This is a genomic window from Rahnella sp. ATs2, assembly GCF_051851855.1.
Lineage (GTDB): Bacteria > Pseudomonadota > Gammaproteobacteria > Enterobacterales > Enterobacteriaceae > Rahnella > Rahnella variigena.
The window spans coordinates 69,854-94,863 of record NZ_JBLYPL010000016.1 but is presented as its reverse complement, the minus strand read 5'-3'; the positions used below and the strand labels follow the sequence as shown (position 1 = coordinate 94,863).

General features: G+C 52.2%; 25 protein-coding genes and 1 pseudogene. 13 read left to right on the top strand and 13 right to left on the bottom strand.

Features of this window, described 5'->3' with window-relative positions:
- Positions 1-173 precede the first annotated feature (173 nt).
- The 4 genes from ACJY2G_RS17650 to ACJY2G_RS17635 all read left to right on the top strand — a co-directional run bounded on the left by ACJY2G_RS17650 (position 174) and on the right by ACJY2G_RS17635 (position 2,453).
- Positions 174-956: a winged helix-turn-helix domain-containing protein gene (locus ACJY2G_RS17650; RefSeq protein WP_430319354.1), complete on the top strand. Its 783-nt coding sequence runs from the start codon at positions 174-176 to the stop codon at positions 954-956.
- Positions 953-1,444 (top strand): FidL-like protein, encoded by a 492-nt coding sequence (locus ACJY2G_RS17645; RefSeq protein ID WP_112289708.1) that lies wholly within the window; start codon positions 953-955, stop codon positions 1,442-1,444. Before ACJY2G_RS17650 ends, ACJY2G_RS17645 begins: the two co-directional genes overlap by 4 nt.
- Before the next feature lie 199 nt (positions 1,445-1,643).
- Positions 1,644-2,210: a YfaZ family outer membrane protein gene (locus tag ACJY2G_RS17640; RefSeq protein ID WP_430319355.1), complete on the top strand. Its 567-nt coding sequence runs from the start codon at positions 1,644-1,646 to the stop codon at positions 2,208-2,210.
- Between the two features lie 81 nt (positions 2,211-2,291).
- Complete coding sequence (locus tag ACJY2G_RS17635; RefSeq protein WP_430319356.1) at positions 2,292-2,453, top strand: hypothetical protein; 162 nt, start codon at positions 2,292-2,294, stop codon at positions 2,451-2,453.
- A gap of 20 nt (positions 2,454-2,473) precedes the next feature.
- Here ACJY2G_RS17635 and msrA read toward each other — a convergent pair whose 3' ends face one another.
- From msrA to ACJY2G_RS17595, 8 genes and pseudogenes are all read right to left on the bottom strand, one after another.
- The gene (gene msrA, locus ACJY2G_RS17630; protein ID WP_430319357.1) at positions 2,474-3,202 is read right to left on the bottom strand and encodes a peptide-methionine (S)-S-oxide reductase MsrA; all 729 of its coding nucleotides are present in this window, start codon (positions 3,200-3,202) and stop codon (positions 2,474-2,476) included.
- Positions 3,203-3,220: 18 nt separating this feature from the next.
- Positions 3,221-3,727 carry a peptide-methionine (R)-S-oxide reductase MsrB gene (msrB, locus tag ACJY2G_RS17625; RefSeq protein WP_113876469.1) on the bottom strand — a complete coding sequence of 169 codons (507 nt, stop codon included), beginning with the start codon at positions 3,725-3,727 and terminating at the stop codon, positions 3,221-3,223.
- A gap of 242 nt (positions 3,728-3,969) precedes the next feature.
- Complete coding sequence (locus ACJY2G_RS17620) at positions 3,970-6,009, bottom strand: glycoside hydrolase family 31 protein (RefSeq protein ID WP_430319358.1); 2,040 nt, start codon at positions 6,007-6,009, stop codon at positions 3,970-3,972.
- Positions 6,006-7,384, bottom strand: a pseudogene (locus ACJY2G_RS17615) (glycoside-pentoside-hexuronide (GPH):cation symporter). Before ACJY2G_RS17615 ends, ACJY2G_RS17620 begins: the two are co-directional and overlap by 4 nt.
- Before the next feature lie 242 nt (positions 7,385-7,626).
- The gene (locus tag ACJY2G_RS17610; protein WP_430319359.1) at positions 7,627-9,180 is read right to left on the bottom strand and encodes a peptide MFS transporter; all 1,554 of its coding nucleotides are present in this window, start codon (positions 9,178-9,180) and stop codon (positions 7,627-7,629) included.
- Between the two features lie 377 nt (positions 9,181-9,557).
- A complete protein-coding gene (locus tag ACJY2G_RS17605) occupies positions 9,558-9,785 on the bottom strand; it encodes a non-oxidative hydroxyarylic acid decarboxylases subunit D (protein ID WP_112289696.1) in 228 nt (75 codons plus the stop codon).
- A gap of 29 nt (positions 9,786-9,814) precedes the next feature.
- Positions 9,815-11,245 carry a non-oxidative hydroxyarylic acid decarboxylases subunit C gene (locus ACJY2G_RS17600; protein WP_120163392.1) on the bottom strand — a complete coding sequence of 477 codons (1,431 nt, stop codon included), beginning with the start codon at positions 11,243-11,245 and terminating at the stop codon, positions 9,815-9,817.
- A gap of 49 nt (positions 11,246-11,294) precedes the next feature.
- Complete coding sequence (locus ACJY2G_RS17595) at positions 11,295-11,882, bottom strand: non-oxidative hydroxyarylic acid decarboxylases subunit B (protein WP_120163393.1); 588 nt, start codon at positions 11,880-11,882, stop codon at positions 11,295-11,297.
- Between the two features lie 156 nt (positions 11,883-12,038).
- Between ACJY2G_RS17595 and ACJY2G_RS17590 the strand changes: the two genes are divergently transcribed.
- Positions 12,039-12,458, top strand: coding sequence for a MarR family winged helix-turn-helix transcriptional regulator (locus ACJY2G_RS17590; protein ID WP_112289692.1), 420 nt, complete (start codon positions 12,039-12,041; stop codon positions 12,456-12,458).
- A 25-nt stretch (positions 12,459-12,483) separates the two neighbouring features.
- The gene (gene idi, locus ACJY2G_RS17585; protein WP_120163394.1) at positions 12,484-13,017 is read left to right on the top strand and encodes an isopentenyl-diphosphate Delta-isomerase; all 534 of its coding nucleotides are present in this window, start codon (positions 12,484-12,486) and stop codon (positions 13,015-13,017) included.
- Here idi and ACJY2G_RS17580 read toward each other — a convergent pair.
- Together ACJY2G_RS17580 and ACJY2G_RS17575 are read right to left on the bottom strand one after the other, a co-directional pair.
- Positions 12,970-13,506, bottom strand: a complete 537-nt coding sequence (locus ACJY2G_RS17580) for an AAA family ATPase (RefSeq protein WP_120163395.1) — start codon at positions 13,504-13,506, stop codon at positions 12,970-12,972. The genes idi and ACJY2G_RS17580 overlap by 48 nt on opposite strands.
- A gap of 216 nt (positions 13,507-13,722) precedes the next feature.
- The gene (locus ACJY2G_RS17575; protein WP_112289687.1) at positions 13,723-13,971 is read right to left on the bottom strand and encodes a hypothetical protein; all 249 of its coding nucleotides are present in this window, start codon (positions 13,969-13,971) and stop codon (positions 13,723-13,725) included.
- A gap of 51 nt (positions 13,972-14,022) precedes the next feature.
- On the opposite strand from ACJY2G_RS17575, the gene ACJY2G_RS17570 reads away from it, so the two are divergent.
- The gene (locus tag ACJY2G_RS17570) at positions 14,023-14,280 is read left to right on the top strand and encodes a biofilm/acid-resistance regulator YmgB/AriR (protein WP_112289685.1); all 258 of its coding nucleotides are present in this window, start codon (positions 14,023-14,025) and stop codon (positions 14,278-14,280) included.
- A 70-nt stretch (positions 14,281-14,350) separates the two neighbouring features.
- On the opposite strand, the gene ACJY2G_RS17565 is transcribed toward ACJY2G_RS17570, so the two are convergent.
- Complete coding sequence (locus ACJY2G_RS17565) at positions 14,351-15,208, bottom strand: SDR family oxidoreductase (RefSeq protein ID WP_430319360.1); 858 nt, start codon at positions 15,206-15,208, stop codon at positions 14,351-14,353.
- 132 nt (positions 15,209-15,340) lie between these two features.
- Here ACJY2G_RS17565 and ACJY2G_RS17560 point away from each other — a divergent pair, with 132 nt between their 5' ends.
- From ACJY2G_RS17560 to ACJY2G_RS17540, 5 genes are all read left to right on the top strand, one after another.
- A complete protein-coding gene (locus tag ACJY2G_RS17560; RefSeq protein ID WP_120163397.1) occupies positions 15,341-15,757 on the top strand; it encodes a winged helix-turn-helix transcriptional regulator in 417 nt (138 codons plus the stop codon).
- A gap of 118 nt (positions 15,758-15,875) precedes the next feature.
- On the top strand, positions 15,876-16,436 hold the full coding sequence (locus tag ACJY2G_RS17555) for an antibiotic biosynthesis monooxygenase (RefSeq protein ID WP_112289680.1): 561 nt from the start codon (positions 15,876-15,878) through the stop codon (positions 16,434-16,436).
- A 14-nt stretch (positions 16,437-16,450) separates the two neighbouring features.
- Entirely contained in the window at positions 16,451-18,322 is a 1,872-nt protein-coding gene (locus ACJY2G_RS17550; protein WP_439291966.1) for an amidohydrolase, read from the top strand.
- 805 nt (positions 18,323-19,127) lie between these two features.
- Positions 19,128-20,846, top strand: coding sequence for an ABC transporter permease (locus tag ACJY2G_RS17545; RefSeq protein ID WP_430319362.1), 1,719 nt, complete (start codon positions 19,128-19,130; stop codon positions 20,844-20,846).
- A gap of 35 nt (positions 20,847-20,881) precedes the next feature.
- Entirely contained in the window at positions 20,882-21,673 is a 792-nt protein-coding gene (locus tag ACJY2G_RS17540; RefSeq protein ID WP_113876484.1) for an ABC transporter ATP-binding protein, read from the top strand.
- 122 nt (positions 21,674-21,795) lie between these two features.
- On the opposite strand, the gene ACJY2G_RS17535 is transcribed toward ACJY2G_RS17540, so the two are convergent.
- The gene (locus ACJY2G_RS17535; RefSeq protein WP_430319363.1) at positions 21,796-22,809 is read right to left on the bottom strand and encodes a zinc-dependent alcohol dehydrogenase family protein; all 1,014 of its coding nucleotides are present in this window, start codon (positions 22,807-22,809) and stop codon (positions 21,796-21,798) included.
- 174 nt (positions 22,810-22,983) lie between these two features.
- Here ACJY2G_RS17535 and ACJY2G_RS17530 point away from each other — a divergent pair, with 174 nt between their 5' ends.
- A complete protein-coding gene (locus ACJY2G_RS17530) occupies positions 22,984-23,889 on the top strand; it encodes a LysR family transcriptional regulator (protein ID WP_430319364.1) in 906 nt (301 codons plus the stop codon).
- 89 nt (positions 23,890-23,978) lie between these two features.
- On the opposite strand, the gene ACJY2G_RS17525 is transcribed toward ACJY2G_RS17530, so the two are convergent.
- The gene (locus tag ACJY2G_RS17525; RefSeq protein ID WP_430319365.1) at positions 23,979-24,872 is read right to left on the bottom strand and encodes a LysR substrate-binding domain-containing protein; all 894 of its coding nucleotides are present in this window, start codon (positions 24,870-24,872) and stop codon (positions 23,979-23,981) included.
- Between the last annotated feature and the right edge of the window lie 138 nt (positions 24,873-25,010).

Genomic DNA, 25,010 nt, shown 5'->3' with positions numbered 1-25,010 from the left:
CACACAGCCTTCAGGCAACATAATAATTTACTTTCTGCATCAGAAGGCTGAGAGTTTTACATATCCCCGGTTCAGATCCGGCAGGCAAAATTTAGCTTGTATACTATTAATCTGAAGCGTTTTTTAATTCCGACAGAGTGTTGAGTAGTTTTACTCATCTCAATCAGGGCAAGATGAAATATCTCATTGATAAAGCAATTGAATTCAACTCAGATGATGGCACGCTGTATTATGCCGCCAGTCAGGATGTCATTAAACTTCCACTTCCGGCGGCACGTCTGCTGGAAGAGTTTCTTTCATCAGAAGGACGGGATCTGACGCGGGAATATCTGCTCGAAACCGTCTGGGACAACCACGGTCTGCATGCTTCCGGCAATAATCTAAATCAGTACGTGAGTATTGTCCGCCGCAATCTGGCGATATTAGATTGCCAAGAACTGATCGTTACCCTGCCGAAAGTCGGTTTTAAACTCAACCCGGCAGTCAGTGTGCGTCGCCTTGAAACAGTGCCGCCTGTGGAACCGGCCTCTGTCACCCCGCTTGCGGTACTGGCGCCAATACCTGCTGCTTTACCTGCACCTGTCAAACCTGCCCGGCGCGTTCTTTTTATCCTGCTCTGCCTGTTGGTTCTGGCTGGCGTGTCAATGAGTGCATGGAAATACGAGGATGCCACCAACGGCATCACTGAAATAAAACAACCTGACACTGGTTGCGATATTATTTTCCTGAAAGATATTTCGGATGATGAGAAACCTGCGGTGCTTGAGCGGGTTAGCCACACGCTGAAAGTCAATAATCTGACGTGCAATAAAGGCAATGTCATCATCTATAACAGCGAGTTACCTTATTCGTATCAAAACAATGCCAGAACGCTGCTGTCTTTATGCACCCTTGGCAATAATAAAGAAATTATTTCGTGTGATAACTTCTATCACTATAAGTGGGTCGGCCAATGATCATGATTAAGAAGAAGTGGTTCTATACATCCGTTATCGCGGTTTGTATTATCGCGGGGGGCATGTTGTATTTATGGCCATCTAAAGATATTCCGACTTTAAAATGTAAAGCCTTCGGCAAAGTGAATATGGATATTGAGCAGGGACAACTGGTTTTTTCCGTTGTGGAAAGCCTGCAATTTTACGATAAGAACAAGGGCATTATTCAGTACGAGGGAGATGTGAAATCGGCTAAAGGCAGTACATATCTTGAACGTACTGTTTATCTCAGCCATGGCGTTAAAGTTGATAATAAGACCTATCATTTCACCATTGATAAAGTGACACCGTCACCTTTAGATACCACACCAGATGCTGATTTCGACCAGATGTGGCTGGAAAATACCGGTGATAACGCCTCTCTGAACATCGGCGTCAGGCGGATCCGTGACCAGGCATACGTGGTCAGCAGCACGTATTCGCCACAATTCGTCTGTGTCGCGTACTGAGGCCAGCCTTCTGCGCCAGGTTAATTATCTAATCAATTAAAATATCAAAGAATAAAAACCTATTTATCACATCATCTGACATATAAATTGATGTTGGCTGTGCCTGAGTGTGTGATAGCTCCTCACGGACGGGACATCCGTCTGACGGCAGAACGGCAAAGACCGCTCGGAGCCGAACACTTAATCAACAGGTAAACAAATGCGTAAGAACACAATCAAACTGACTGTCGCTGGCAGTGTAATGGCCGTATTTTTGGCTTTCTCAGGCCAGACTCAGGCTGTTGAACTCGGTGCAAAAGCGGGCACAGATTTCACTGAACTGAACGCCGGAATGGGCCGTCAGACATCGGGCCTGTATATCGACGGTAACTGGGCGAAGAACACCAAAAATGGTCGTCAGATCGGCGGTGCGGCCGCAGGCTTTAATATTCCTGTTGGCCCGGCAATGATTAATCTGGGTGCAAAAGCCCTTTATATGCAGGGTTCAACGTCTGATAACGAAGGTGTTGCATTTCCCGTCGGCGGCGGCATTACCGTCCCCTTCACCGATAGCCTGGCATTTTATGCCGAGGGTTACAGTGCACCTGATGCATTAAGCAATCGTGTGAAATCTTATACCGAAGCGGATGCCGGATTCAGCTGGGTACCGTTTGCACCTGTAAAAGTCAAAGCTGGCTACCGTTATATCGGCCTTGATGGAACAGCAGGGAATCCTAACGAACGCATCATTGATGGCGCATATTTAGGCGCAGAGATGGATTTCTGATTTAACATTTAATTTCCTGCGAAGAGTGCATATTCCATTTTTACGGAAGGTGCTCTCTTCTCTATTTTTCAGGGTGTAAGAATGAAAGCCTTATTACGTCTGGTAATGTACGCCACATTATTATTTTCACTGACCGGTTGTGTGATGGCGGGTCCTCACGGCCACCACCACGATCCTCATCATGATCATGCGCATCATCATCAGCCGATGCCGTCAAAAAACGATCATCATCACGGCCGTTGATGCCGTTGATAACGGGCATGCTATTGCTTAACCAGCGCCGGTTGTTCACGATAATCGGCCGGGAAATGCTGTTTCAAATCTTTTATTTTCGGCAGGTCGTTCACCACGATGTACGGATAATCCGGGTTATCGTTTAAGAAGTTCTGGTGATAAGCCTCTGCCGGATAAAAGTGTGCATTGTTTTCCACTTTCGTCACCAGCGGTTCGCTGTAACTGTGGCTGGCATCGAGCTGGGCAATGTACGCTTTCGCCACGTCGGCCTGCGCCTGATTAAGTGGGAAAACTGCCGAGCGATACTGACTGCCGGTATCCGGGCCCTGACGATTTAACTCCGTCGGGTTATGCCCTACCGAGAAGAAAATATGCAGCAGTTCACCGTAACTCACCTGCGTCGGGTCAAACGTGACTTTGACGGATTCTGCGTGGCCGGTATCGCCGTTGCTCACCTGCTCATAGCTGGCCGTTTGTGCCTCGCCTCCGGCATAACCCGACACCGCGCTGGTCACGCCTTTCACATGCTGGAACACGCCCTGAATCCCCCAGAAACAGCCACCGGCAAACAGCGCCGTTTCGCTGTGCGACGTTCCCGCAGGCTCATCTTTTGCCGGTGCCGGGATCACCACCGCCGGTTCTGCGCCACCGCCCCACGACCAGGCGTTATTTTGAAAGGCAAAGGCTGAAGCCAGCACCAGTCCGGCGATCAGGCTGTAATTACGTAAGCTGCGCACTTTATTGGCTGCATTTTTCATTATGAATGTCCTGACTTATTAAGCTTTCGGAGTGAACGTCATCGCCAGCCCGTTCATGCAATAACGCAGGCCGGTTGGCTGCGGGCCGTCATCAAATACGTGTCCCAGATGCCCGCCGCAGCGGCGGCAATGCACTTCATCGCGCACCATGCCAAACGAGGTATCCCGGCTGGTCAGCGCGGCATTGGATAACGGCTTCCAGAAACTCGGCCAGCCGGTATGGCTGTCGAATTTGGTCGCAGAGGAAAAGAGAGGAAGATTGCAACCCGCACAGGCAAACTCGCCCGCCCGATGTTCGTTATTCAGCGGGCTGGAATAAGGCCGTTCGGTGCCCGCCTCGCGCAAAATGTGGTACTGATCATCGTTGAGCTTCTGATGCCACTGCTCATCGGTCAGGGTAAATTCAAACTTTTCGGCTTTCGCCTGGGCATCCGCTTTACGCGGGAAAAAAGACGGGATCAGCCCCATGACAGCGACCGCAGAAACCGCACTGCTGCCCAGCAGGAAATTGCGTCTGTTAATCATTTTTTGCCACCGTGCCGGTTGTTGTCGATGGCATCAGACTACAAGGGGAGGGATTACGGAATCCTCGCGGAGAGTTAACAGTTTTGTGATAAATGGGGGATTGGGTTAACTCCCTCCCCTGCGAAGGGGAGGGTTGGGGTGGGGTGGGGTGGGGTATTAAGGTCAAAAACTAAGGTCAGAGTGTATACGAAGATGGGTGTTGTCTGCTAAACCGCCTCCCCCTTCGCAGGGGGAGGAGCAGGTCAAATACCAAGTTCTGCTTTCACCTTCGTACCCTCCCGCACAAAAACCGGGATTTCACTCATCGGCGCGGCGACCGTAATCGCCCTTCCGCCTTCATACCGTTCCCCATTAAGTGCCACCCACGTCTCTCCCGCCGGTAACCACACTTCCCTCTCCCGCTGCCCCGCGTACAGCACCGGCGCAACCAGAATATCGGCACCGAGCATGTACTGGTCTTCCACTTTCCAGCTTTCAGCCTGATCCGGATACTGGTAGAACATGGTGCGCATCGCCGGATCGCCGTTCTCGTGGGCTTGCTGCATCACGCGGCTGATGTAAGGACGCAGTTTTTCGCGCAGGAAAAGGCCGCTTTTCATCAGCTGGTAATTCTCTTCGCCGTAGCTCCACACTTCATTCGGCGCCCCGCTGTTGCATTGGGCGATGCCGTCGCGCCACGGTTCTGATGGCTGGATTTGGGGTTCGCGGTAACCGTGCAGACGCATCACGGGGCAGAATACGCCCCACTGGAACCAGCGGATCAGCAGTTCCTGAAACGCAGGGTCATTGACGTTACCACCCTGGAAACCGCCGATATCTGTCGTCCACCACGGGATACCCGCCAGTCCCATGTTCAGTCCGGCGGCTATCTGATTGCGCAGCGCGTGGAAGGAGGAATGGATATCGCCCGACCACGCCAGTACGCCGTAACGCTGACTGCCAGCCCAGGCGCAGCGCACCAGATTGACGATTTCGTGCTCGCCTTCCTGTTGCAGGCCGTCGTAAAAACCTTGTGCAAATTTCTGCGGGTAGATGTTCCCCACCTCCAGCACCGGTCCTAAATGATAGCGATAGTTATCAAAATCATAGGCGCGGTATTCCGGCTCGGCTTCGTCCAGCCAGAAGGTGCGGATCCCCAGTTCATAATAGTTCTGCTTCACTTTTTCCCAGACAAACTGACGGGCGTCGGGATGGGTAGCATCAAAGAACGTGCAATTGCCGAGGAAGTCCAGATTCACCGACACGCCACGGTCGGTATTCACCAGATAACCTTTTGATTTCATCTCCTTGTAGTTGTCCGTGCGGCTGTCTACCGTCGGCCACACCGACACCATTGTTTCGATGCCGAGTGATTTGAGCTCCGCGACCATCGCTTTCGGATCCGGCCAGTCCACCGGGTCAAAACACCAGGTGCCCTGATTCGGCCAGTGGAAGAAGTCGATCACAATCACTGAAATCGGCAGGTGACGGCGCTTGTATTCACGTGCCACTTCCAGCACTTCCTGCTGCGTGCGGTAACGCAATTTGCACTGCCAGAAACCGGTGGCGTATTCCGGCATTAACGGTGCAGTACCCGTCGCGCGGCCATACTGATGCATGATGTCTGCGGGCGTATCACCGGCGGTTATCCAGTAATCCATCTGCTCCGTGACCTGCGCTTCCCAGCGGGTGATGTTCTTGCCGAACGTCGCCTCGCCAATTGCCGGATTGTTCCACAGCATGCCGTAACCGAGGCTCGAAAGCATAAAGGGTACGCTGGCCTGCGAGTTACGCTGCGCCAGTTCCAGCGTGCAGCCTTTCAGATCCAGACAGCTTTGCTGATATTGCCCCATGCCGTAGATTTTCTCGTCGGGGCGCGACTCAAAACGCACGGTGAGCTGATGCTTGCCGCCGGGAATAGCCTTAAATTCGCGCGCATCCATTTTCAGCGCACTGATGTATTTGTCCTGACTCTTCTCCGTCGCGCCGATGCCGACGGTGGAACGCTGACGCCAGAACTCCTCAAGGATCAGTTCACCGCGCTGGTTATAAAACGCCAGCTGCCCTTTGATATTGACCGTCGCCGTTATGTTGCCGTTGCGGATGCTCAGCGTTTCCATGCCACGGCTGATGTCAGTTTGCGGCTGTTCGGTTTGCGGCAGCAGCGCCCAAAGATGTTCATTCAGTTCCGGCCGGCAGGTAGCACGCACGCGCAGGCTGTTTTCACCCCAGGGTTCAATCACCAGCGTTTGCTGATCGAAATGCCAGAGGATGCGGTTCTTTTCGGCGATTAATTCGCTCATGCGGACTCCTGTGTATGCAAGGTGGCCTGAGGGACAGGCTCGTGTTCCCGTGAAATTTTGGACTGGTTAATCTGTTTCATGGTCGCGTCGTTAAGCTTGTACCAGCGCATCGACAGCGCGCTGAACATCGACAACACGCCCGGCACCAGTGAGAACAGCGCGATAATTGACAGCATCGCGGCAGTATTTTGCTGCGCGGCGTGCGGCACGTAACCGCTCAGCCGAGGGTCCAGCCAACGACTGCCCCGCTCACCGCCATCCCCATTTTGAGGATCGCCAGCAAGGTCGAGAACACCGTGCCGTCCATTCGTTTGCCTTGTTTGTATTCGCCGTAATCCACCACGTCCGACATCATCACCCACATCAGCGTGGTCGTGACCTGATAGAACGTGGACACCAGCAACGTCATGCCGACCAGCAGGGAAATCCACGCAGGAACGAAGAATATCGCCATGCTCAGCAAGCCGGTCAGAATGGCGCACAGCGTAAACGCCGCCAGTTTGCTGCGGTTGCGGGTCAGCGGTTTGACCAGCAAACTGCCGAGACTTTTACCGATAATGTGCGCCGCCAGCAGCCACATAAAGTAGCTGGCATTGCCAAGATAATAAGTGACGTAATACATCATCGCGCCAAGGCGGACGACGCCGAATGAGATGTTGAAGAAGATCAGCGCCGCGACCACACGCCACTGATCGTTACGCACTAAATCGCGCAAATCAGAGAGGAAATTTTCGTGCGTTGGCGGTGCGCTGATACGTTCTTTGGTGTTGAGAAAACACAGCAGGAACATCACCACGGCAATCGACGCCATGATGGCCATCGCGCCGAAATAGCCGTCGAGCTTATTACCGCCGCCGATCATTTCTGCCAGCGGCATCATCAGGAACGTGGACATCGCGCCGCCGAGCGTGGCGAGGAAAAACCGGTAAGATTGCAGAGAAATACGCTGGGTGTTATCCGGCGTGATGATCGCCCCCATCGAGCAGTAAGGAATGTTGATGGCGGTATACATCAGCATCATCACGCAATACGTGACGCTGGCATAAACCATTTTGCCGCCCAAAGACAGCGATTCAGGCACCGCGTAAACCAGTAAACAACTGGCACCAAACGGCAGCGCGAGCCAGAGAATATAAGGACGGAACTTACCAAAACGGGTTTGCGTGCGATCGGCGATCAGCCCCATTGCAGGGTCAACAATCGCATCCGCCACGCGGGCGACCAGAAACATTGTCCCGACGAAAACCGCCGGTAATCCCACGACATCGGTGTAATAAAACGTCAAAAATATAATCACGTTATCCAGACCAATATGGCTCGCCATATCCCCCAGACCGTAGCTGATTTTTTCTTTTACGGATAACTTCGCCGTCATTTTTCGTCCTGCCTTTTGTAGGGTTAAACACAAAAAAGTCCGTCCGTCCGTGGCCCGAGGACTTGTTATAGAATGGTTAAAAGGCAGTCACAATTGCGAGATGTTATAAATTTCTTATGTTTTTTGATTAATGTGATACCGGTAACATGGATAGGATAAAAAAAAATGAGGCAGTCCGAAGACCACCTCATTTCTGTTTACTGTACCAACCGGTTACGGGTCGATAATCACATCACTGTCCGTCAGGCGTGAGTGACAGGTTTCTGTTCTGAACTGGCCTGTGCGTTTTCCAGCATTCTGCGTACCGGAATAATCAGCACGAACAATACTGCGGCACAGATAAGCAACGCGATGGAACAACGCGCAAAGAGATCAGGCAGCATATCCAGCTGATCGGCTTTCACGTGACCACCAATAAGGCCCGCTGCCAGGTTACCCAGCGCACTGGCACAGAACCACAGCCCCATCATCTGACCGCGCATTCTTTCCGGTGCCAGTAATGTCATGGTCGCAAGCCCTATCGGGCTCAGGCAGAGTTCGCCGAGCGTCAGCATCAGAATACTGCCCACCAGCCAGAATGGTGAAACACCTGCGCCGCCGCTGTTCAGCACGTTCTGCGCTGCCAGCATCATCAGGCCAAAGCCTGCCGCTGCGCACAAAATACCGATGATGAACTTGGTGATGCTGCTCGGACGGATGTTTCTACGCGCCATCATCGGCCACGCCCAGCTAAATACCGGTGCCAGCAGGATGATAAACAATGCATTGACAGACTGGAACCAGACCGCCGGGATTTCGAAATCGCCGATCATGCGGTTGGTGTAGTCATTTGCAAACAGGTTGAAAGAGGTCGGTTTTTGCTCGAACGCAGACCAGAAGAACGCAGCGGAAACCAGCAGGATAAAGCAGACCAGCAGTCTGGCGCGCTCTTTGCGGTTAAGTCCGGCGAACAGGAACAGGTAGATAAAGTACAGGGCAACGGATGCCGCAATCACATACACCAGCACGCTGGCGACAGCAACCGGATTGATGACGATCACGCCCTGCGCAATCAGCGTTACAACGACAGCCACACCGACGGCCAGCGCCAGCAACCAGGCACCGACACCGTTTTTCTTCGCGACAGGATTGTTCCAGGTGGAATCCAGACCGACTTCGCTGTCATAGCGTTTCATTGCCGGTACGGCATAAACGCGGAAGATAATCAGCGCCACCAGCATACCGATACCACCGATACCAAAGCCCCAGTGCCAGCCATGCGATTTTATCAGCCAGCCGGAAATCAGCGGTGCAATAAACGACCCCATGTTGATGCCCATATAGAACAGCGAGAAACCGCCGTCACGGCGTGCATCTCCCTTCTTATACAGCGTGCCTACCATGACCGAGATACAGGTCTTGAACAGGCCGGAACCCAGTACGATAAACATCAGGCCGATGAAGAACAGGTTGTCGCCCATAAAAGCAGATAAGGCAATCGACAGGTGACCCAGTGCAATCAGGATTGAGCCGTACCAGACTGCTCTTTGCTGTCCCAGCCAGTTATCTGCCAGCCATCCGCCCGGCAACGCCGCCAGATACATACAGCCCGCAAAGATACCGACGATGGCCGATGCATTTTCACGCGCCAGTCCCATGCCGCCGTCATACACCGTCGCTGCCATAAACAGGATCAGTAAAGGACGGATACCGTAAAACGAGAACCGCTCCCACATTTCTGTGAAGAACAGAGAACCCAGCGGATAAGGATGACCGAAGAACGTCCGGCTCTCGTTTTTGTGATCAGAGGAATGCATAAACTCTCCAAAAGGTGTGTCGTAGTGTTTGTAAAATCTCAATGCCTGGCGGTTATCATTTCGCCGCTCTTTAACATTCAGAAATTATTATTTGCCATTCGAAACTAGTTTTGTCTGGCGAGAACTGCAGAACTTTTAGAGGAAAAGTCGACAACTGTCTACCTTTACAGAGTTTATGTTGGCAAAATGCGGGACTATTGAGGAGAAAAAAGAAGGGAGTTTTCAGGGAAATAGAATTTTAACTGCTTGATTTCAGGAATTTTCTTAGAGCTTACCTAAACTGTTTTTATGCGGAAAATTTATGTTCAGATGAGTTTCCGTAAAAACGGCTTCTGAAGCTTCTCACTCCCTCTTTTCAGAGGGAGGAGAAAGTCACATTACTCCGCCAGAAGTGGCGGGATCGACGGCACCATCGGCGCATTGTCGATATCTGCCTGCGTCATCTTAAACGCCTCGGGATAATGTTCGCGGCTGGTGCGACGCAGAGGTTCAGTAGAACGCCAGGTGTATAAACAACGCTGGCACTGATGCACGGTCCAGACACCTTTCACCGGGGACACGGCCATCAGTTCGATATGCTCATCGGCACAACGTGGACAAATCATAATCACTCCTTACTATCTTTAATGAATGTTCAGGCTTTGCGCCCGTCCAGCATGGAATTGAGTTTGGCGACCCAGTCTTTGGTTTCTGGTAAATCGCGTACCGGCTGGCTGTAATGACCGCGGTTATCCGGCGCGACCGGCGTTGTGGCATCAATAATCAGTTTGTCAGTGATCCCCGCCGGCGATGACCCCGGATCCAGTTCCAGCACGGACATATTCGGCAGCTGAACCAGGTCGCCCGCCGGATTGACCTTGGCGGAAAGCGCCCACATCACCTGCGGCAGGTTGAACGGATCCACATCCTCATCGACCATAATCACCATTTTCACGTACCCCAGACCGTGCGGCGTGGTCATTGCGCGCAGCCCCACGGCACGAGCAAAACCGCCGTAACGTTTTTTAGTGGAGATAATCGCCAGCAGACCGTGGGTGTACATGGCGTTGACTGCCTGCACTTCCGGGAATTCGGCTTTGAGTTGCTGATACAGCGGCACGCAGGTGGCTGGTCCCATCAGGTAGTCGATTTCGGTCCATGGCATGCCGAGATAGAGGGATTCAAAAATGGGATTATTGCGGTAAGAGACTTTATCGATACGTACCACGGTCATATTGCGGCCACCAGAATAGTGTCCGGTGAATTCGCCGAACGGCCCTTCGATTTCGCGTTTACGCCCTTCAATCACCCCTTCGAGGATCACTTCTGAACCCCATGGCACGTCAAAACCAGTCAGCGGTGCCGTCGCGATCGGATACGGCGCCTGACGCAATGCGCCCGCCATTTCATATTCCGACTGGTCATATTTCAGCGGTGTTGCGCCCATCAGCGTAATGATCGGGTCATTACCCAGTGTGATGACTATCGGTAAATCTTCGCCGCGTTCTTCCGCTTTATGTAAGTGCAGCGCAATGTCATGCATCGGCACCGGTTGCAGCCCGAGCTTACGTTTGCCCTTCACTTCCATACGATAAATGCCGACATTCTGTTTATCGAAGCTGTCCGGGTCGGTCGGGTCGCGGGACACCACGCAGGCTTTATCGAGATAGAAACCACCGTCGCCGTCGTTCAGGCGGAACAGCGGCAGAATGTCGAACAGGTTAATGTCTTCCCCGTCGACGGTATTTTCTGCCCACGCCGGATTTTTACGACGTTCAGGTGTGATCGGAAACGTATCCCAGCGGCGGATATATTCGGCAATCTGCTCGTTGGTCGACGTGGAAGGCGGCAACCCCATGGCAATGGCATGATTGGGCCATGACCCCAGCGTATTTAAGGCGATACGCGCGTCCGTAAACCCTTCCACATTGTCAAAATACAGCGCAGGTGCGCCCTCGCCGATACGGCCTGTGGCATTCGCCGCCGCGGCCAGATCCGGCTCCGCTTTCACCTGTTCGGTGATTTTCAGCAGTTGTCCGTTCTCATCCAGTGCGCGCATAAAACTGCGCAGATCATCAAAAGCCATCTCGATTCTCCTGTACTTGGTACGTAGTAGATTTAACACGTTTTAGAAACTAATTAGTGACACCGTCACTCTTGGGCGTTAACCCGGCCCAGCGCTTAGCCCGATGATATTCAAGGCCAAACTGGTCGAGCACGCGGGTCACAATGTGGTCTGTCACGTCCTGAATGGTTTCAGGGTGGTTGTAGTAAGCCGGCATCGGCGGCACGATTGCGGCCCCCATGCGGGAAAGTGCGAGCAGGTTTTCAAGGTGAATGGTGCTGAGAGGGGTTTCACGCGGAACCAGCACCAGTTTGCGGTTTTCTTTGAGCACCACATCTGCCGCGCGCCCGACCAGCCCTTCGGCATATCCGGCGCGGATCCCCGCCAGCGTTTTCATGCTGCACGGGATGATGATCATGCCGTCCGTTTTGAATGAGCCGGAAGAAATTGTGGCTCCCTGATCGGCGCAGTTGTGCGTGAAGTCCGCCATGGCACTCACCTCACGTGCGGTATACGGCGTTTCAAGTTCAATCGTGGTTTTCGCCCATTTCGACATCACCAGATGTGTTTCCACATCGTCCATATCCCGCAACGCCTGCAACAGTGTCACCGCCAGCGGCGCACCCGTCGCGCCCGTCATCCCTACAATCAGTCTCATTTCAGCCTCACACAGATCATGACCTTGAACATTTCGTTCGTATACGAATGATTTTTACCTTATACTCCTTTTCAAATCACCGCAATGGTCTGTCGCATTCATTCCTCATAGGTTGCTAAAATAGCCGGAGACCTATAAGAACAGCGGAAACCGATGATGAGCACACAATTGAGACAGGAAGCCTTTCACATAATGCGTAAGGTATTCCAGCAGCACACTGCGCGCTGGCAGCAATGCATCCCGGAACTGACCAAACCGCAGTACGCCGTGTTGCGCTCGATTGCTGAAAATCCGGGAATTGAACAGGTACAACTGACCGGTGTGGCGATCAGCAGTAAGGCCACCCTGGCAGAAATGTTGTCGCGGCTGGAATCACGCGGGCTGTTAGTGCGTCAGGCCGATCCGGCAGATAAGCGCCGGCGTTTTATCACGCTGACCGCAGAGGGAAAAGCCGTTCTGGCGAATACTCAGCCTGTCGGTGAGCAGGTGGATACTGAGTTTTTGGCAAGATTATCTCCTGACGATCAGCGGCATCTGGTGCGTTTACTTAAGCAAATGCTGGAAACAGAAGACTGAAGGTTGAGGAGTCACGGGAGTTTTTATGATTGAAGAAGTCGTGTTGCTGGATGGACAACATCAGCCATCGGGAACCATGGACAAAGCGCTGGTGCATTCCGGACATACTCCGCTGCATCTGGCGTTTTCCTGTTACATCCGCAATGACCGTGGCGAGATTTTGCTGACGCGCCGTGCGCTAGGCAAAGTCGCGTGGCCGGGAGTCTGGACGAATTCGGTGTGCGGGCATCCGTTGCCCGGCGAGTCCCTGCAGGCGGCGGTTCTGCGCCGTTGTCAGTATGAAATCGGATTATCCGTGGAAAACATCGCCTCGCTGGTGGATGAATTTCAGTATTGCGCCACCGATGCTTCCGGCATTGTCGAAAATGAATTCTGCCCGATTTTTACCGCTTTCACCGGCCAGACACCGGCACCGCGCGAGTCTGAAGTGATGGATTATCAGTGGGTGAAACCGGAAGATTTGCTGAGCAGCGTGCGCACGACGCCGTGGGCCTTCAGCCCGTGGATGGTGTTACAACTGGGTCAGATCACTGAGAAAAACCTCAGTCTGCTGGGGTGAGCGTAAACGCACGAAGCGAACATGCTGCCATGCGGGGTCACGAATTAACGCCTCATACTGGCGGCGGTTTTTCCTGTAAGTTTTCAGCGTCCACAGAATTATCGACTCCCGGCTGAAAAAGCTTTTGCGAAACGTCTCGTAGTTTCCCGTTCCCGCCCAGATTTCCTGCCCGCCCCACGCACGCGTAGCCGCCCGTTTCACTGCCTGAAACAACGTGCGCCCGAACGAATAATCCACCCAAACGATCAGATCAATATTGCGCCATTTAACCGGTTGCGAGCGTTTGTAATTTCCATCGATCACCCAGCTATCGCTGGCTGCCATTTTTTCTTCAAGGCGGGCAAAGAATTGTTCGTCAGGCGTACCCTGCCAGTCAGCCCGCCAGAACAACGCATCCAGTTCAATATAGGGAATATTCAGTTTCTGAGAAATGCCGCGTGCCAGCGTTGATTTGCCACTGCCGCTGGTGCCTATGACGTTAACTTTCACCGCAAGACTCCTGATCTGCTGTTGCAGAATTCGCCGGATGGCGAAAAAAAGGGCAGTTATTCTGCCGCACAGGCGGACTGTTGTACAGACGCAATAGACAACCGCAGAAGTCACCTTATTTACCATTACATATGAAACTAACGCGTCCTGTGAATGTAACAGCTTTAAATGAAATTGAGCATTTCGTGCTTTTTTAAACATTGCTAGCAACACTATTTAAGATTTTTCGCATCCATACCTGTACAAAATTGCAATCATTGTATAACTTTCTTGTACCCCTGCTTCATCATTAGTCCGTCTTTTACGGGCAGTTTCAGCCTGGCCTTTGGAAGAAAAAATTGGATTTCCCTTCTTCCAAAGGTTTTTTTCATGGCTGATTTTATTTTTGTACAAAATAATCACGGGATGAACAGGGAAGGCAATTGTGAAGAAACGCTTCACAATATTCTCTTTTCTGACTGGCAATAGGCACTTTTCCGGCGATGATAATTCGCAGAAAAGTTTGAGGAGGTCTACATGCAACTCGAAGCAGAACAAACAGTTACAGAAATCAGTGATTATTTCAAAACCCGTGAAACGCCAACATTAAGCGAAGTCGAGATCCTCGGCACCATCGTTTCAGGGCTGTTAAACAACGGCTATCCGGTAAGCAATAAAGCGATTATTGAAGGGCTGCTGCGCCAGCTGGAGCAGGAGTCTAACGTCAGCAACCAGCAGGGTTGCCGTAATTTGCTGGAGCTGGTTTTGCTCTCCACGCAAGATGACATAATTTAACAAATACACCGGCCTGTTAAGTAACAGTGCTAGCAGGCCGGTGTTCACTTCTTTCTGAAGCTTTAGCGTATTACAGCGATTTCAGTGTCGCAGCGATCACGTCTTTCACCGGCGTCGTTGGACGACCAATCAGTTTGCTCAATGTATGAGAATCATCAAACAGACCGCCCTTCTCTGCGCCCGCGTCAGAATCTGCCAGCATATTCGCCAGACCTTCCGGTAAACCGGCGCCCAGTAACGCTTTAGCAAATTCTGCTTCCGGCAGATTCACGTAATCCACTTTTTTGCCGGACTGATGTGCGATTTCCGCCGAGAATTCAGCCAGCGTGTAGGATTCATCGCCCGCCAGTTCGTAGATTTTCCCGCCCTGATCCTCGAGCACCAGAACGGCAGCCGCCGCTTCGGCATAATCCTGACGGGCAGCAGAAGAAATCCGCCCCTCTCCGACAGAACCTATAAAGGCGTTATGCGCCAAAGCCGGTGCAATGCTCGCGGCATAGTTTTCCGTATACCAGCCGTTACGCAGCAGGACAAAAGGAATGCCGGATTCACTTAACGCTTTTTCGGTCGCGCGGTGTTCCACGCCCAGACCGAGCGGAGATTTATCCGCGTGCAGCAGGCTGGTATAAGCCAGAAGTTTCACGCCCGCACGTTTCGCCGCCGCGATCACCGCGTTGTGCTGCGCTTCGCGCTGACCGACTTCGCTTGAGGAAATCAGCAGCAATTTCTCTGCGCCTTTAAACGCTGAATCCAGCGTCTCCGGCTTGCTGTAATCCGCCTGGCGAACCTGAACGCCTAAATCTGTCAGATCTTTGGCTTTTTCAGGGCTGCGCACTGCGGCAATAATCTGATTAGCGGGCACTTTTTTCAGAAGCGCGGCAATAACAAGGCGGCCTAACTGGCCGGTAGCACCGGTAACTGCGATCATATTTATTCTCCTGAAGGTTTCGACACAAAATTCATATTGTGGGTTTATGTTCTGCAAGACGCGAAATTCGTCGCCGTGAAGACATCCTATGCGATACACTTACTTTTCGTAAGTACGCACCAAAAGGTAAGTATGAAAATAATTCCATCAGACCCGGCTGAGGCACGCCTGCCGCTGTCAGAACAAATCCGTCAGGGGAAAGTCCTCGATCCGAATTGTCCATCACGCGAAATTCTGCGCCACGTCACCAGCCGCTGGGGCTTGCTGATCCTTATCGCCCTGTGCGACGAAACGCTGCGCTTTAGTGAACTGCGCCGCAAAGTCGGGGGCATCAGCGAAAAGATGCTGGCGCAAACGCTGCAGGCGTTAGAAGAAGATGGCTTTGTTGACCGGCATTCGTTTCCGGTGGTGCCGCCGCACGTTGAGTATAGTCTCTCGCCTCTCGGACTTGAGATGAAAGACCAGGTTGCCGGGCTGGCCGACTGGCTGGAATTCAATCTGCACCGCATTCTCAGGCAGCGCGAACTGCGCGTGGTCGGGGAAGAATAACCCTCAAAAAATCTTAACAAGAACGCAAAAATTCTCACCTATCATTGTTTCAACCCGCCGACTAACATCATTTCATTGATTCGATAAATGCTTTTATTTAAATCAGCTGAGGTGATGTATGTCCCAGTCCCACAAGCAACACGTTACGCTCGTCATTACGCACAAAATTGCCCCCGCCAGCGAGGCGCAATACGAAGCCTGGCTGAACAAAATCATGCCGCAGGCGAGCACGTTCCCGGGACATCTGGGCGTCAACGTCATCCGTCCAAGCCGCAGCGGGGATCCGTACACCATTCTGGTGCGCTTTGACACGCTGGAAAATCTCAACGCCTGGCACAACTCTGAGCTGCGTAAACAACTGGTGGCGGAAGTCAGCCCGCTGCTGTTGCAGGACGACAGCACCGAAGTGCGTCCCGGCGCGGAATTCTGGTTTACCCCGCCGAGTGCGACAGTTCGTCCCCCTGCCCGCTGGAAACAATACCTGCTTACCTTGCTGGTGATTTACCCTTCAACCCACATTGTGCCCTGGTTTTGGGGGCAATTTTTGCCGCAGCTCAAAGGCACAGAAGGCGGTCATTTACTCAATGATGCCTCTGTGGTTGCGCTGGTGGTTTTCCTCTGGATGCCAGTGATTACCCGAGTTTTCCATTCATGGCTGACGCGCACTTCCGCGCAATGACAGGAGCTTTTCCAATGACAAGTTTTGCTTCCCTGATCCTGATTAATGGCAAATTTCATACCGTTGACCGGGAGAAACCCCTGGCGAACGCCGTGGCGATTAAAGACGGCAAATTTCTTGCTGTCGGCACTGAAAATGAAGTGATGCAGTTCGCGGATGCGTCTACTCAGGTGGTGGATCTGCACGGTCACACGGCGATCCCCGGTCTGAACGATTCCCACCTGCATCTCATCCGTGGCGGGCTGAACTACAATCTGGAACTGCGCTGGGAAGGCGTGCCTTCTCTGGCCGATGCGCTGCGGATGCTGAAAGAACAGGCACTGCGCACGCCATCACCGCAATGGGTCCGCGTGGTCGGTGGCTGGACGGAATTTCAGTTCGCCGAACGCCGAATGCCGACGCTGGAAGAGATCAATCAGGCAGCAACCGACACGCCGGTATTTATCCTGCATTTATACGACCGTGCCCTGCTCAACCGCGCCGCGCTGAAGGTCGTCGGTTACACCAAAGACACGCCAAATCCGCCGGGCGGAGAAATTCAGCGCGACAGCAACGGCAATCCGACCGGTATGTTAATCGCCAAACCGAATGCGATGATCCTCTATTCGACGCTGGCTAAGGGCCCGAAACTGCCGCTGGAACAGCAGGTCAATTCCACCCGCCAGTTTATGCGCGAACTAAACCGTCTCGGCCTGACCAGCGCGATTGATGCGGGTGGCGGCTTCCAGAATTATCCTGAGGATTATCAGATCATTGATGAGCTTCATCAGAAAAATCAGCTGACCGTGCGTATCGCTTACAACCTGTTTACCCAGCGGCCACAGCATGAACTGGAAGATTTTGAGCTGTGGACCGATATGCTGAAACCGGGACAAGGCACCGATTTCTATCGTCACAACGGCGCGGGCGAAATGCTGGTGTTTTCCGCCGCTGACTTTGAAGACTTCCTGCAACCGCGTCCGGATTTACCGCCGGGTACCGAAGTTGAGCTGGAACGCGTGGTGCGTCATCTGGTGGAACACCGCTGGCCGTTCCGTCTGCACGCCACTTACGATGAGTCGATCAGCCGTATGCTCGATGTCTTCGAGAAGGTGAATAAAGACATTCCGTTCAATGGATTGCACTGGTTCTTTGACCATGCGGAAACCATCACTGAGCGCAATATCGAACGCGTGAAAGCGCTGGGCGGTGGCATTGCCGTTCAGCATCGCATGGCGTTTCAGGGGGAATATTTCGCTGACCGTTACGGCATCGAAGCCACTAAACATACGCCGCCGGTGGCGAAAATGCTTTCCGCCGGTTTACCAGTCGGGCTGGGCACCGACGCCACGCGCGTTGCCAGTTACAACCCGTGGACAGCACTGTACTGGCTGGTTTCCGGCCGCACCGTTGGCGGCATGGCGATGTACGACGACGATGCGCGCATCGACCGCGAAACCGCGCTGATGCTGTGGACGCAGGGCAGCTCATGGTTCTCCAGCGAACAGGGCAAAAAGGGGCAGATCAAAGCCGGACAGCTGGCGGATCTGGCGGTGCTTTCAGAGGATTTCTTCAGTGTGCAGGAAGAACGCATCAAGGGCATTGAATCGGTGATGACCGTCGTGGACGGCAAAGTGGTGTACGCGGCAGGCAGTTTCTCACCGCTCGCCCCGCCAGCAATCCCGGTCTTACCGGACTGGTCGCCGGTCACCAAAGTGCCTGGCCATTACCGCTCTGCCCCGCCAGAAGGTGCCGCGCGCGTCGGGCTGGTTAGTCAGGCACATCAGTGCGCCGGTCCGTGTGGCGTGCATAAACACAGCCATGACATCGCCCGCGGATCGGATGTCCCGGTGTCCAACGACAACGCCTTCTGGGGCGCGCTGGGATGTTCGTGTTTCTCGTTCTGATCATGCGTGACTGAGTGACTAAAATCAGCGCCCGATATGATGTCGGGCGCTGTAACTGCGCTTCAGTAACACTGCACATAATATTGATAATGCCATTCAATAACCAATCAGGCTGTGTTGCGTTTTTCTCACGAAACGGCGTTATTTCTTTCCAAAGATCCTGCCCAATTAACACCCCGGAGAAAGTCTTCTCAATTGTGTGTATATATACGTTCTGTTTAATATTAACCTGATAGTATCCGCTTGCATTTAATAATAAATCTAAAGAGGACGTGTATGTTAAACGATGAACCCCCGTCGGGTATTCCGACCAACACCTGATTATCCCCGGCACCTGTCAGTGTCTGTAAGGATAATCAGAACCACAAGCCCGATAAATTAAGGGCGAAGATTATCTTTATTTCGATGCTGTTATATCGAGGTGCTCTATGCTGTTACAAAAATTTGTTTTTCCATTGATGTTGAAGACTACACATTCTTCATCTTTCAGCGATACGCTTGCCAATAAAAGCATTACGGTCCCAACTGCCAGGGCGCCGCGGTCCTTTCCTTTCGTTCAGACCCTGAAGCAATACTTCTCAACACATTACCAGCGTGCGATTAAATCGCAAATAGACAGTCTTCTCCCCTGACAGGGCGAGGTTCGTTACGGTATCGACGTCTTACACTGTTACCGTGATGAACATTATTCTAAATTGAATGCGGCGTATAAATAACTCCATTTATCCGGAGGGATTAATTACGCCCTATTCTCTCTGCTTATCGGTTTTAATCGATATAAAAATTCCCACTGAGAATTAACGTTATGCAGAAGAACACCCCAGTGATGAGCCGGAATAAATTCGGCCTGAATGATCTGATTATCATCTCAATATTGTGTCTGTTAGCAGGATTACTGATTTATGGCTGGCAAGGTATGCACACGCCTTTTGACGGGAGCACGCTGCCGCCAGTCACACAAGACTATAAAGACTTACCTTATTACGCATTACGTACCACCATGCGCCTGCTGTTTGGGTTAGCGTTCTCACTCATTTTCACCATCGTATTTGGTGTGCTGGCAGCAAAATATGCTGCGATGCGTCGCATTATTTTGCCCTTTGTGAACTTTATGGAGTCCGTTCCTCTCCTGGGATTCCTGACCTTTACCACTGCTTTCTTCCTGGGGCTGTATCCGCACAGTGTTATGGGGCTTGAGGGGCTCGCCATCTTTGCCGTATTTACCGGGCAGGCGTGGAATATGATGCTGACGATGTATCAGACTTTACGCGTGGTGCCGAACGAACTCACCGAAGTCTCCTGCGCGTTTCAATGCAACCCGTGGCAACGGTTCTGGCGGCTGGGATTTCTCTACTCATTCCCCGGTTTGCTGTGGAATACCATGGTGTCTCAGTCGGCGGCATGGTTTGCGCTGATTGCCTCCGAGATGCTGACTATCGGCAACAATAACGTCAATCTGCCCGGTGTCGGATCGTTTCTGGGTCAGGCCATTGATGCCGGAAGCATCCACGGTGTGCTCTGGGGCGTGCTGGCTCTCGTCATCACCATCGTGCTGTTTGACCAGTTACTTTTCCGCCCGTTAGTGCGCTTTGCCAGCCAGTTTAAATATGAAGATACCTCTTATGCTGAACGGCCAACCTCCTGGTTTTACAGCTGTTTGCAGCGGTCATTCACCGGGCAGCTGCTGGGAAAACTGGGCAGCCGCTTCTGCCAGTTCTGGCTGTTCACATTGCCTAAGGCGTGGTACCTGCTGGGGCTGAGTCGTCTGTTTAATTTCCTCGGATTACTCAACTGGCTATGGGCGAGTCTGTGGTATCTGGCGATTGCCGTCGCCTGCTTGTACTACGGCAATATTTTATGGGGTTATCTGCCCTTCCAGTATCTGTCAAAGCTTCCTGAATGGATGGGACTGACGGCGGCGCGGGTAATCATCGCCATGCTGCTAAGCATTGTTATCTTTACGCCGCTGGGCGTATGGATCGGCCTGCGTCCGCGACTGGTGCGTATTTTCCAGCCCGTGATTCAGATCATGGCAGCCATTCCGTCTAACGTTTTCTATCCGATTGTCACCGTCATTTTGATCACCTGGCATCAAAGTCTGAATGCCTGGACAATCCCGATGATCATGCTGGGTACGCAGTGGTACGTGTTGTTTAACGTGATTGCCGGGGCGTCTGTTATCCCTAGTCAGATGGTGGATGTGAGCCGGGTCTTTGGCGTGAAAGGCTGGATGTGGTGGAGCAAGTATATTTTGCCCGCCATTTTCCCCTACATCGTGACAGGCATTATTTCTGCCGCCGGCGGAGCCTGGAACGCTGCCATTGCTGCCGAAGTACTGAACTGGGGCGACGTCACTCTCAAAACCAACGGACTGGGCGCATTCATTTCCACCACCACCGAGGCCGGGCAAAACCCTGAGGCTGCTCTGGGCTGCATTGCCATGTGCTTTATGGTTGCCCTTTGCGTGATATTCATCTGGCAGCCACTTTATCGTTTTGCAGAAACCCGGTTTAAATTTGACTAACTCGCTTATAAATAAAGTTAAAAAGAGATAATGACATGAAAAATACCCGTACTGTTTTAGAAATTAAAAATGTGTCGAAGTCCTTTCAGAAGGACCAAAAACATACGCAATGCGTTCTGGATAACATCAATCTGGAGGTCAGCGAAAATGAAATTGTTGCCTTGCTCGGACGATCTGGCTCAGGGAAATCCACCTTACTGCGCATGATTGCCGGGCTGGTTGACAGCAGCTTCGGTTCCATCGTGTGTAATGATCAACCCGTCACCGGCCCTTGCCCGGATACCAGTATGGTCTTTCAGACATTTGCGCTTTTCCCATGGTTAACCGTGTTTGGCAATGTCTCCTTTGGCCTGCAGGCGCTAGGTTTACCCGCCAGTGAGGTGAACCGCAGGACGGTAGATATGATCGACCTGATCGGTCTTTCAGGTTATGCGGACGCCTATCCAAAAGAGTTATCCGGCGGGATGCGGCAGAGGATTGGTTTTGCACGAGCTCTGGCGGTTGAACCTCAGCTGTTGTTGCTCGATGAACCTTTCTCCGCGCTCGACATTTATACCGGCCATAAGCTGCGTCAGGATCTGCTGGAGCTGTGGGAGAAGCACTACATTAAAACCAAGTCGATGATTCTGGTGACGCATGATATTGAAGAGGCCGTGATGCTGTGCGATCGCGTTCTCTTATTGACGGGTTCACCCGGTACCATCACGGATGAATTTAAAATCGATATTCCGCGCAAGACCCGTACACAGGAAAATACCAAACTCTGGGTCGATACAATCAGTGATACCTTGAATCATAAGATTGCGCTGACGGCGACGCAGCTTTGAAGCGGCTGTTGATCCTCTAGTTTTTTCACCTTCAGACTCATCATGCTGATATGACCCCTGTTCCTTAATATCAAGGGACAGAGGGTCATACCACGTTGTGTGCAAAGCGTAATTCCTGGCGATCAGTCACCGATCTTAATAACAATTTTACCAAATGCGCCACGGGAGAGGTGTCTGAACGCTTCGATCGCGTCACTAAAGCTGTACACCTGTTCAATGACCGGCCTGATATTATGTTCAGTGAGGAAAGGATTCATGCGATCAAAGGATGAACGCGGTGCAACAGCAATACCGCGTATCGTCGTCTGCCGGAAAATCAAAGGCATCAGATCAAGCTGTGAGGTCTGTCCGGTGAGAAAACCGACCTGAGCAATCGTCCCGGCCACTTTAGTGGCGGCAACCGACTGATTAACCCCGTTACCCCCGGCAACTTCCACCGTAATATCGGCGCCTTTACCCCCGGTCAGCTCAAGCACTTTGTTCTCCCAGTCAGGCGTGTTTTTATAGTTGATTCCCTCATCTGCGCCCAGCGCCTTAATCCGCTCAAGATTGGCGTCATTGCTTGACGTGGCGATGACTTTCGCACCGTACGCATGTGCAATCTGCGCAGCAAAAACAGATACCCCACCGGTACCTTGCACCAAAACCGTCTGGCCGGGCTGAAGATGACCGATGTCCATCAGCGAATACCAGGCGGTCAGCGCGGCGATAGGCAATGTTGACGCTTCTTCATCAGTCATGTTGTCCGGAGCTCTGACGGCGCTGTCTTCGTGAATAATCATATATTCAGCCAGTCCTCCCGGCAGCGGCATACCCATACACCAGGCGGGTTCATCTGCTGCGGGTTCGCCATCCAGCCAGCGCGAATAGAGATGTGAATTGACACGATCGCCGGTGCGAAAACGTGTTACCCCCTCGCCCACGGCAACAATGGTTCCCGCCGCGTCAGAGACAGGTATAAGCGGTTTTGGAACCAGATGAGGCTCATAAAAGCCTTCAACAATCGCTTTATCACGAAAATTCAGGGAGACCGCACCTACTTTAACCAGAAGTTCACCTGGCCCCGGCGTCGGTGTTTCGACCTCTTCGAGGTGCAAATTTTCGAGACCAAAATCTTTCAATAACCATGCTTTCATTTCGTTGCGTCCACTTTGTCTGCATAAGATAAAGCCATGTTAGAGCGCAAAAGAAAGGGGAAAAAGTCACTGCAAAGGATTTCAGTGTTATTGCAGGGGAAACAATTCGGGTAAGGTACATCCCGCATTCCTGGTCATTGATGGGTAGTATTTGCCGGAAGAGGAGAAAAAACGATGCGTACTAATATGCTTGAGTTAATGAGTATTTTTGTTCAGGTTGTCGAACTGGGCAGTTTCACCAAAGCCGCAGATGCCTTGCAATTACATCGTCCTGCTGTCAGTAAATCCATTCAACACCTGGAAGACGATTTAGGGATAAAACTTCTCCACCGCACCACGCGCAGCCTGAGTATGACGGCGGAAGGAGAAGAAATTTATCAGCGCGCTAAAGGTCTTTTAAGCGACGTCAACGACATGATGGCGGTTTTTTCTCCCAGCCAGCCGCCGCGCGGGCGCTTGCGCATCGATGCTCCGCTTGCCCTGACACACGCAATCCTTATTCCTTCTTTAAGTGAGTTTCAAAGCCTTTATCCGCAAATTGACATTGTACTCACCGCATCCGATCGCCTGACTGATCTGATTTCAGAAGGTGTTGACTGCGTTATTCGTCTGGGAGAGTTGGTCGATTCCGGTTTTAGCGCGCGCCGTGTGGGCAGCGTCAGTATGGGCACCTGTGCTGCGCCGTCATATCTGGATAAATACGGTGTTCCGCTGACGCCGGATGAGCTTGTGCATCATAAAGCGATCAATTTTTTCAGTGAACACAGCCGTGAAGTGATGGACTGGAAATATGTGATGAACGGAGAAATTATGTCACGGCGACCGGGGAGTAATATGTTGGTTAACAATTCCGATGTACTTCTTTCCTGCGGGCTGGAAGGGCTGGGTTTAGTGCATGCGTTACGGACAGCGCTGGAACCTCACATTCAGTCTGGCAAACTGACGGAAGTTCTCACGGATTACGCGGCTGTCACAAAACCAGTGTCTGTTCTGTATCCCGATCGCCGCTACCTGCCTTCGAAAGTCCGTGTTTTTATCGACTGGTTCTGCGAGGTCTTCGCAAGAAAGTATCAGGAATAACAGTGACACTGTCACAAAAAATTCATTTTGTGGTATTCAGATCCCTTTTCCTGCATCTCGCAGACTGCTGGTTTCGCAACCCTCTCCTGCTACGCTTGCGCGCAATTCAGAAAAGCCCTCGCGCAAGCAGACAGGTGACGATGGCCGAGAACCAGCTCAAATTCGGGCTCAGTACCCGATAAGTGATGATAGCTGATTTGATCCTGGCGAAAGCCACTCATACTTTGTGGCACGACGGACACCCCGCCCCCGACAGACACCAGTGACAGCACAGCGTGCATCCCGTGCGCTTCCTGAGTAATCGTCGGCACAAAACCTGCATTGGCACACAGGCGGATCACCTGCAGATGAAAGCTTCGCCCTTCTGCCATTGGCCACAAAATTAAAGGCTCAGCGGCCAGATCGGCAAGCGTAAGATTTGTCCGCTGGCTCAGGGGATGATCTACAGGCATCGCTATACAGAGACGGTCCTGGTCAAAGCGGGTCTTCACGACGTCTTCCGCGTTTTCAAGTGGAGGGATCAGTATTCCGATATCCAGCATTTCATCGCGTAAAGCAGCAATCTGAGAAGCCGTTGTCGCTTCACGCAGTTCAAGACGCACCTGCGGATGGCTTGCCCTGAATTCACGGATCACATCAGGCAGGCGACCATACAGCGCGCTTCCGACATAGCCCAGCCTTAAAACTCCTGTTCGTCCCTCAGCCACATCAACCGTTGAAATAAGGGTTTTTTCGGCCTGTCGGAGTGTTTCACGTGCCTCACGTACAAACGTCGCTCCTGCTGGCGTCAGGCCAAGTACGCGGTTACCGCGCTCAATCAGCATAACGCCCATATCCTCTTCCAGTTTTCTTATCGCATGGGTCAGCGGCGGCTGAGACATATTCAGGCGCAGTGCAGCACGATGAAAATGCAATTCCTCCGCGACGGCGATGAATTGCTCCATCATCCTTAAAGTGACGCGTGCCTGCTTTTCTGTCGCCATGTCCGGCTCTCCCTGTGTTCAATGCGTTTGCTGACTGCCGATACAATTAAAGTATCACAGAGCCTCATAGTCAGTATTTTATCTATCGAAAGCGTGACTTTATGCTCTTTTCCCAATGAAAGCGTGTTAACGGGAGAA

Excerpts from the sequence above, each read along its gene's own strand:
- ACJY2G_RS17545 (WP_430319362.1), top strand. The coding sequence starts at position 19,128 with ATGCAGAAGAACACCCCAGTGATGAGCCGGAATAAATTCGGCCTGAAT.
- ACJY2G_RS17540 (WP_113876484.1), top strand. The coding sequence starts at position 20,882 with ATGAAAAATACCCGTACTGTTTTAGAAATTAAAAATGTGTCGAAGTCC.
- ACJY2G_RS17565 (WP_430319360.1), bottom strand. The coding sequence starts at position 15,208 with ATGATCGCAGTTACCGGTGCTACCGGCCAGTTAGGCCGCCTTGTTATT.
- ACJY2G_RS17535 (WP_430319363.1), bottom strand. The coding sequence starts at position 22,809 with ATGAAAGCATGGTTATTGAAAGATTTTGGTCTCGAAAATTTGCACCTC.
- msrA (WP_430319357.1), bottom strand. The coding sequence starts at position 3,202 with ATGAAAAATGCAGCCAATAAAGTGCGCAGCTTACGTAATTACAGCCTG.
- ACJY2G_RS17555 (WP_112289680.1), top strand. The coding sequence starts at position 15,876 with ATGTCCCAGTCCCACAAGCAACACGTTACGCTCGTCATTACGCACAAA.
- ACJY2G_RS17650 (WP_430319354.1), top strand. The coding sequence starts at position 174 with ATGAAATATCTCATTGATAAAGCAATTGAATTCAACTCAGATGATGGC.
- ACJY2G_RS17550 (WP_439291966.1), top strand. The coding sequence starts at position 16,451 with ATGACAAGTTTTGCTTCCCTGATCCTGATTAATGGCAAATTTCATACC.
- ACJY2G_RS17640 (WP_430319355.1), top strand. The coding sequence starts at position 1,644 with ATGCGTAAGAACACAATCAAACTGACTGTCGCTGGCAGTGTAATGGCC.
- idi (WP_120163394.1), top strand. The coding sequence starts at position 12,484 with ATGATTGAAGAAGTCGTGTTGCTGGATGGACAACATCAGCCATCGGGA.
- ACJY2G_RS17605 (WP_112289696.1), bottom strand. The coding sequence starts at position 9,785 with ATGATTTGTCCACGTTGTGCCGATGAGCATATCGAACTGATGGCCGTG.
- ACJY2G_RS17610 (WP_430319359.1), bottom strand. The coding sequence starts at position 9,180 with ATGCATTCCTCTGATCACAAAAACGAGAGCCGGACGTTCTTCGGTCAT.
- ACJY2G_RS17600 (WP_120163392.1), bottom strand. The coding sequence starts at position 11,245 with ATGGCTTTTGATGATCTGCGCAGTTTTATGCGCGCACTGGATGAGAAC.
- ACJY2G_RS17525 (WP_430319365.1), bottom strand. The coding sequence starts at position 24,872 with ATGGCGACAGAAAAGCAGGCACGCGTCACTTTAAGGATGATGGAGCAA.
- ACJY2G_RS17620 (WP_430319358.1), bottom strand. The coding sequence starts at position 6,009 with ATGAGCGAATTAATCGCCGAAAAGAACCGCATCCTCTGGCATTTCGAT.
- ACJY2G_RS17645 (WP_112289708.1), top strand. The coding sequence starts at position 953 with ATGATCATGATTAAGAAGAAGTGGTTCTATACATCCGTTATCGCGGTT.
- ACJY2G_RS17595 (WP_120163393.1), bottom strand. The coding sequence starts at position 11,882 with ATGAGACTGATTGTAGGGATGACGGGCGCGACGGGTGCGCCGCTGGCG.
- ACJY2G_RS17635 (WP_430319356.1), top strand. The coding sequence starts at position 2,292 with ATGAAAGCCTTATTACGTCTGGTAATGTACGCCACATTATTATTTTCA.
- ACJY2G_RS17560 (WP_120163397.1), top strand. The coding sequence starts at position 15,341 with ATGAAAATAATTCCATCAGACCCGGCTGAGGCACGCCTGCCGCTGTCA.
- ACJY2G_RS17570 (WP_112289685.1), top strand. The coding sequence starts at position 14,023 with ATGCAACTCGAAGCAGAACAAACAGTTACAGAAATCAGTGATTATTTC.
- msrB (WP_113876469.1), bottom strand. The coding sequence starts at position 3,727 with ATGATTAACAGACGCAATTTCCTGCTGGGCAGCAGTGCGGTTTCTGCG.
- ACJY2G_RS17530 (WP_430319364.1), top strand. The coding sequence starts at position 22,984 with ATGCGTACTAATATGCTTGAGTTAATGAGTATTTTTGTTCAGGTTGTC.
- ACJY2G_RS17590 (WP_112289692.1), top strand. The coding sequence starts at position 12,039 with ATGAGCACACAATTGAGACAGGAAGCCTTTCACATAATGCGTAAGGTA.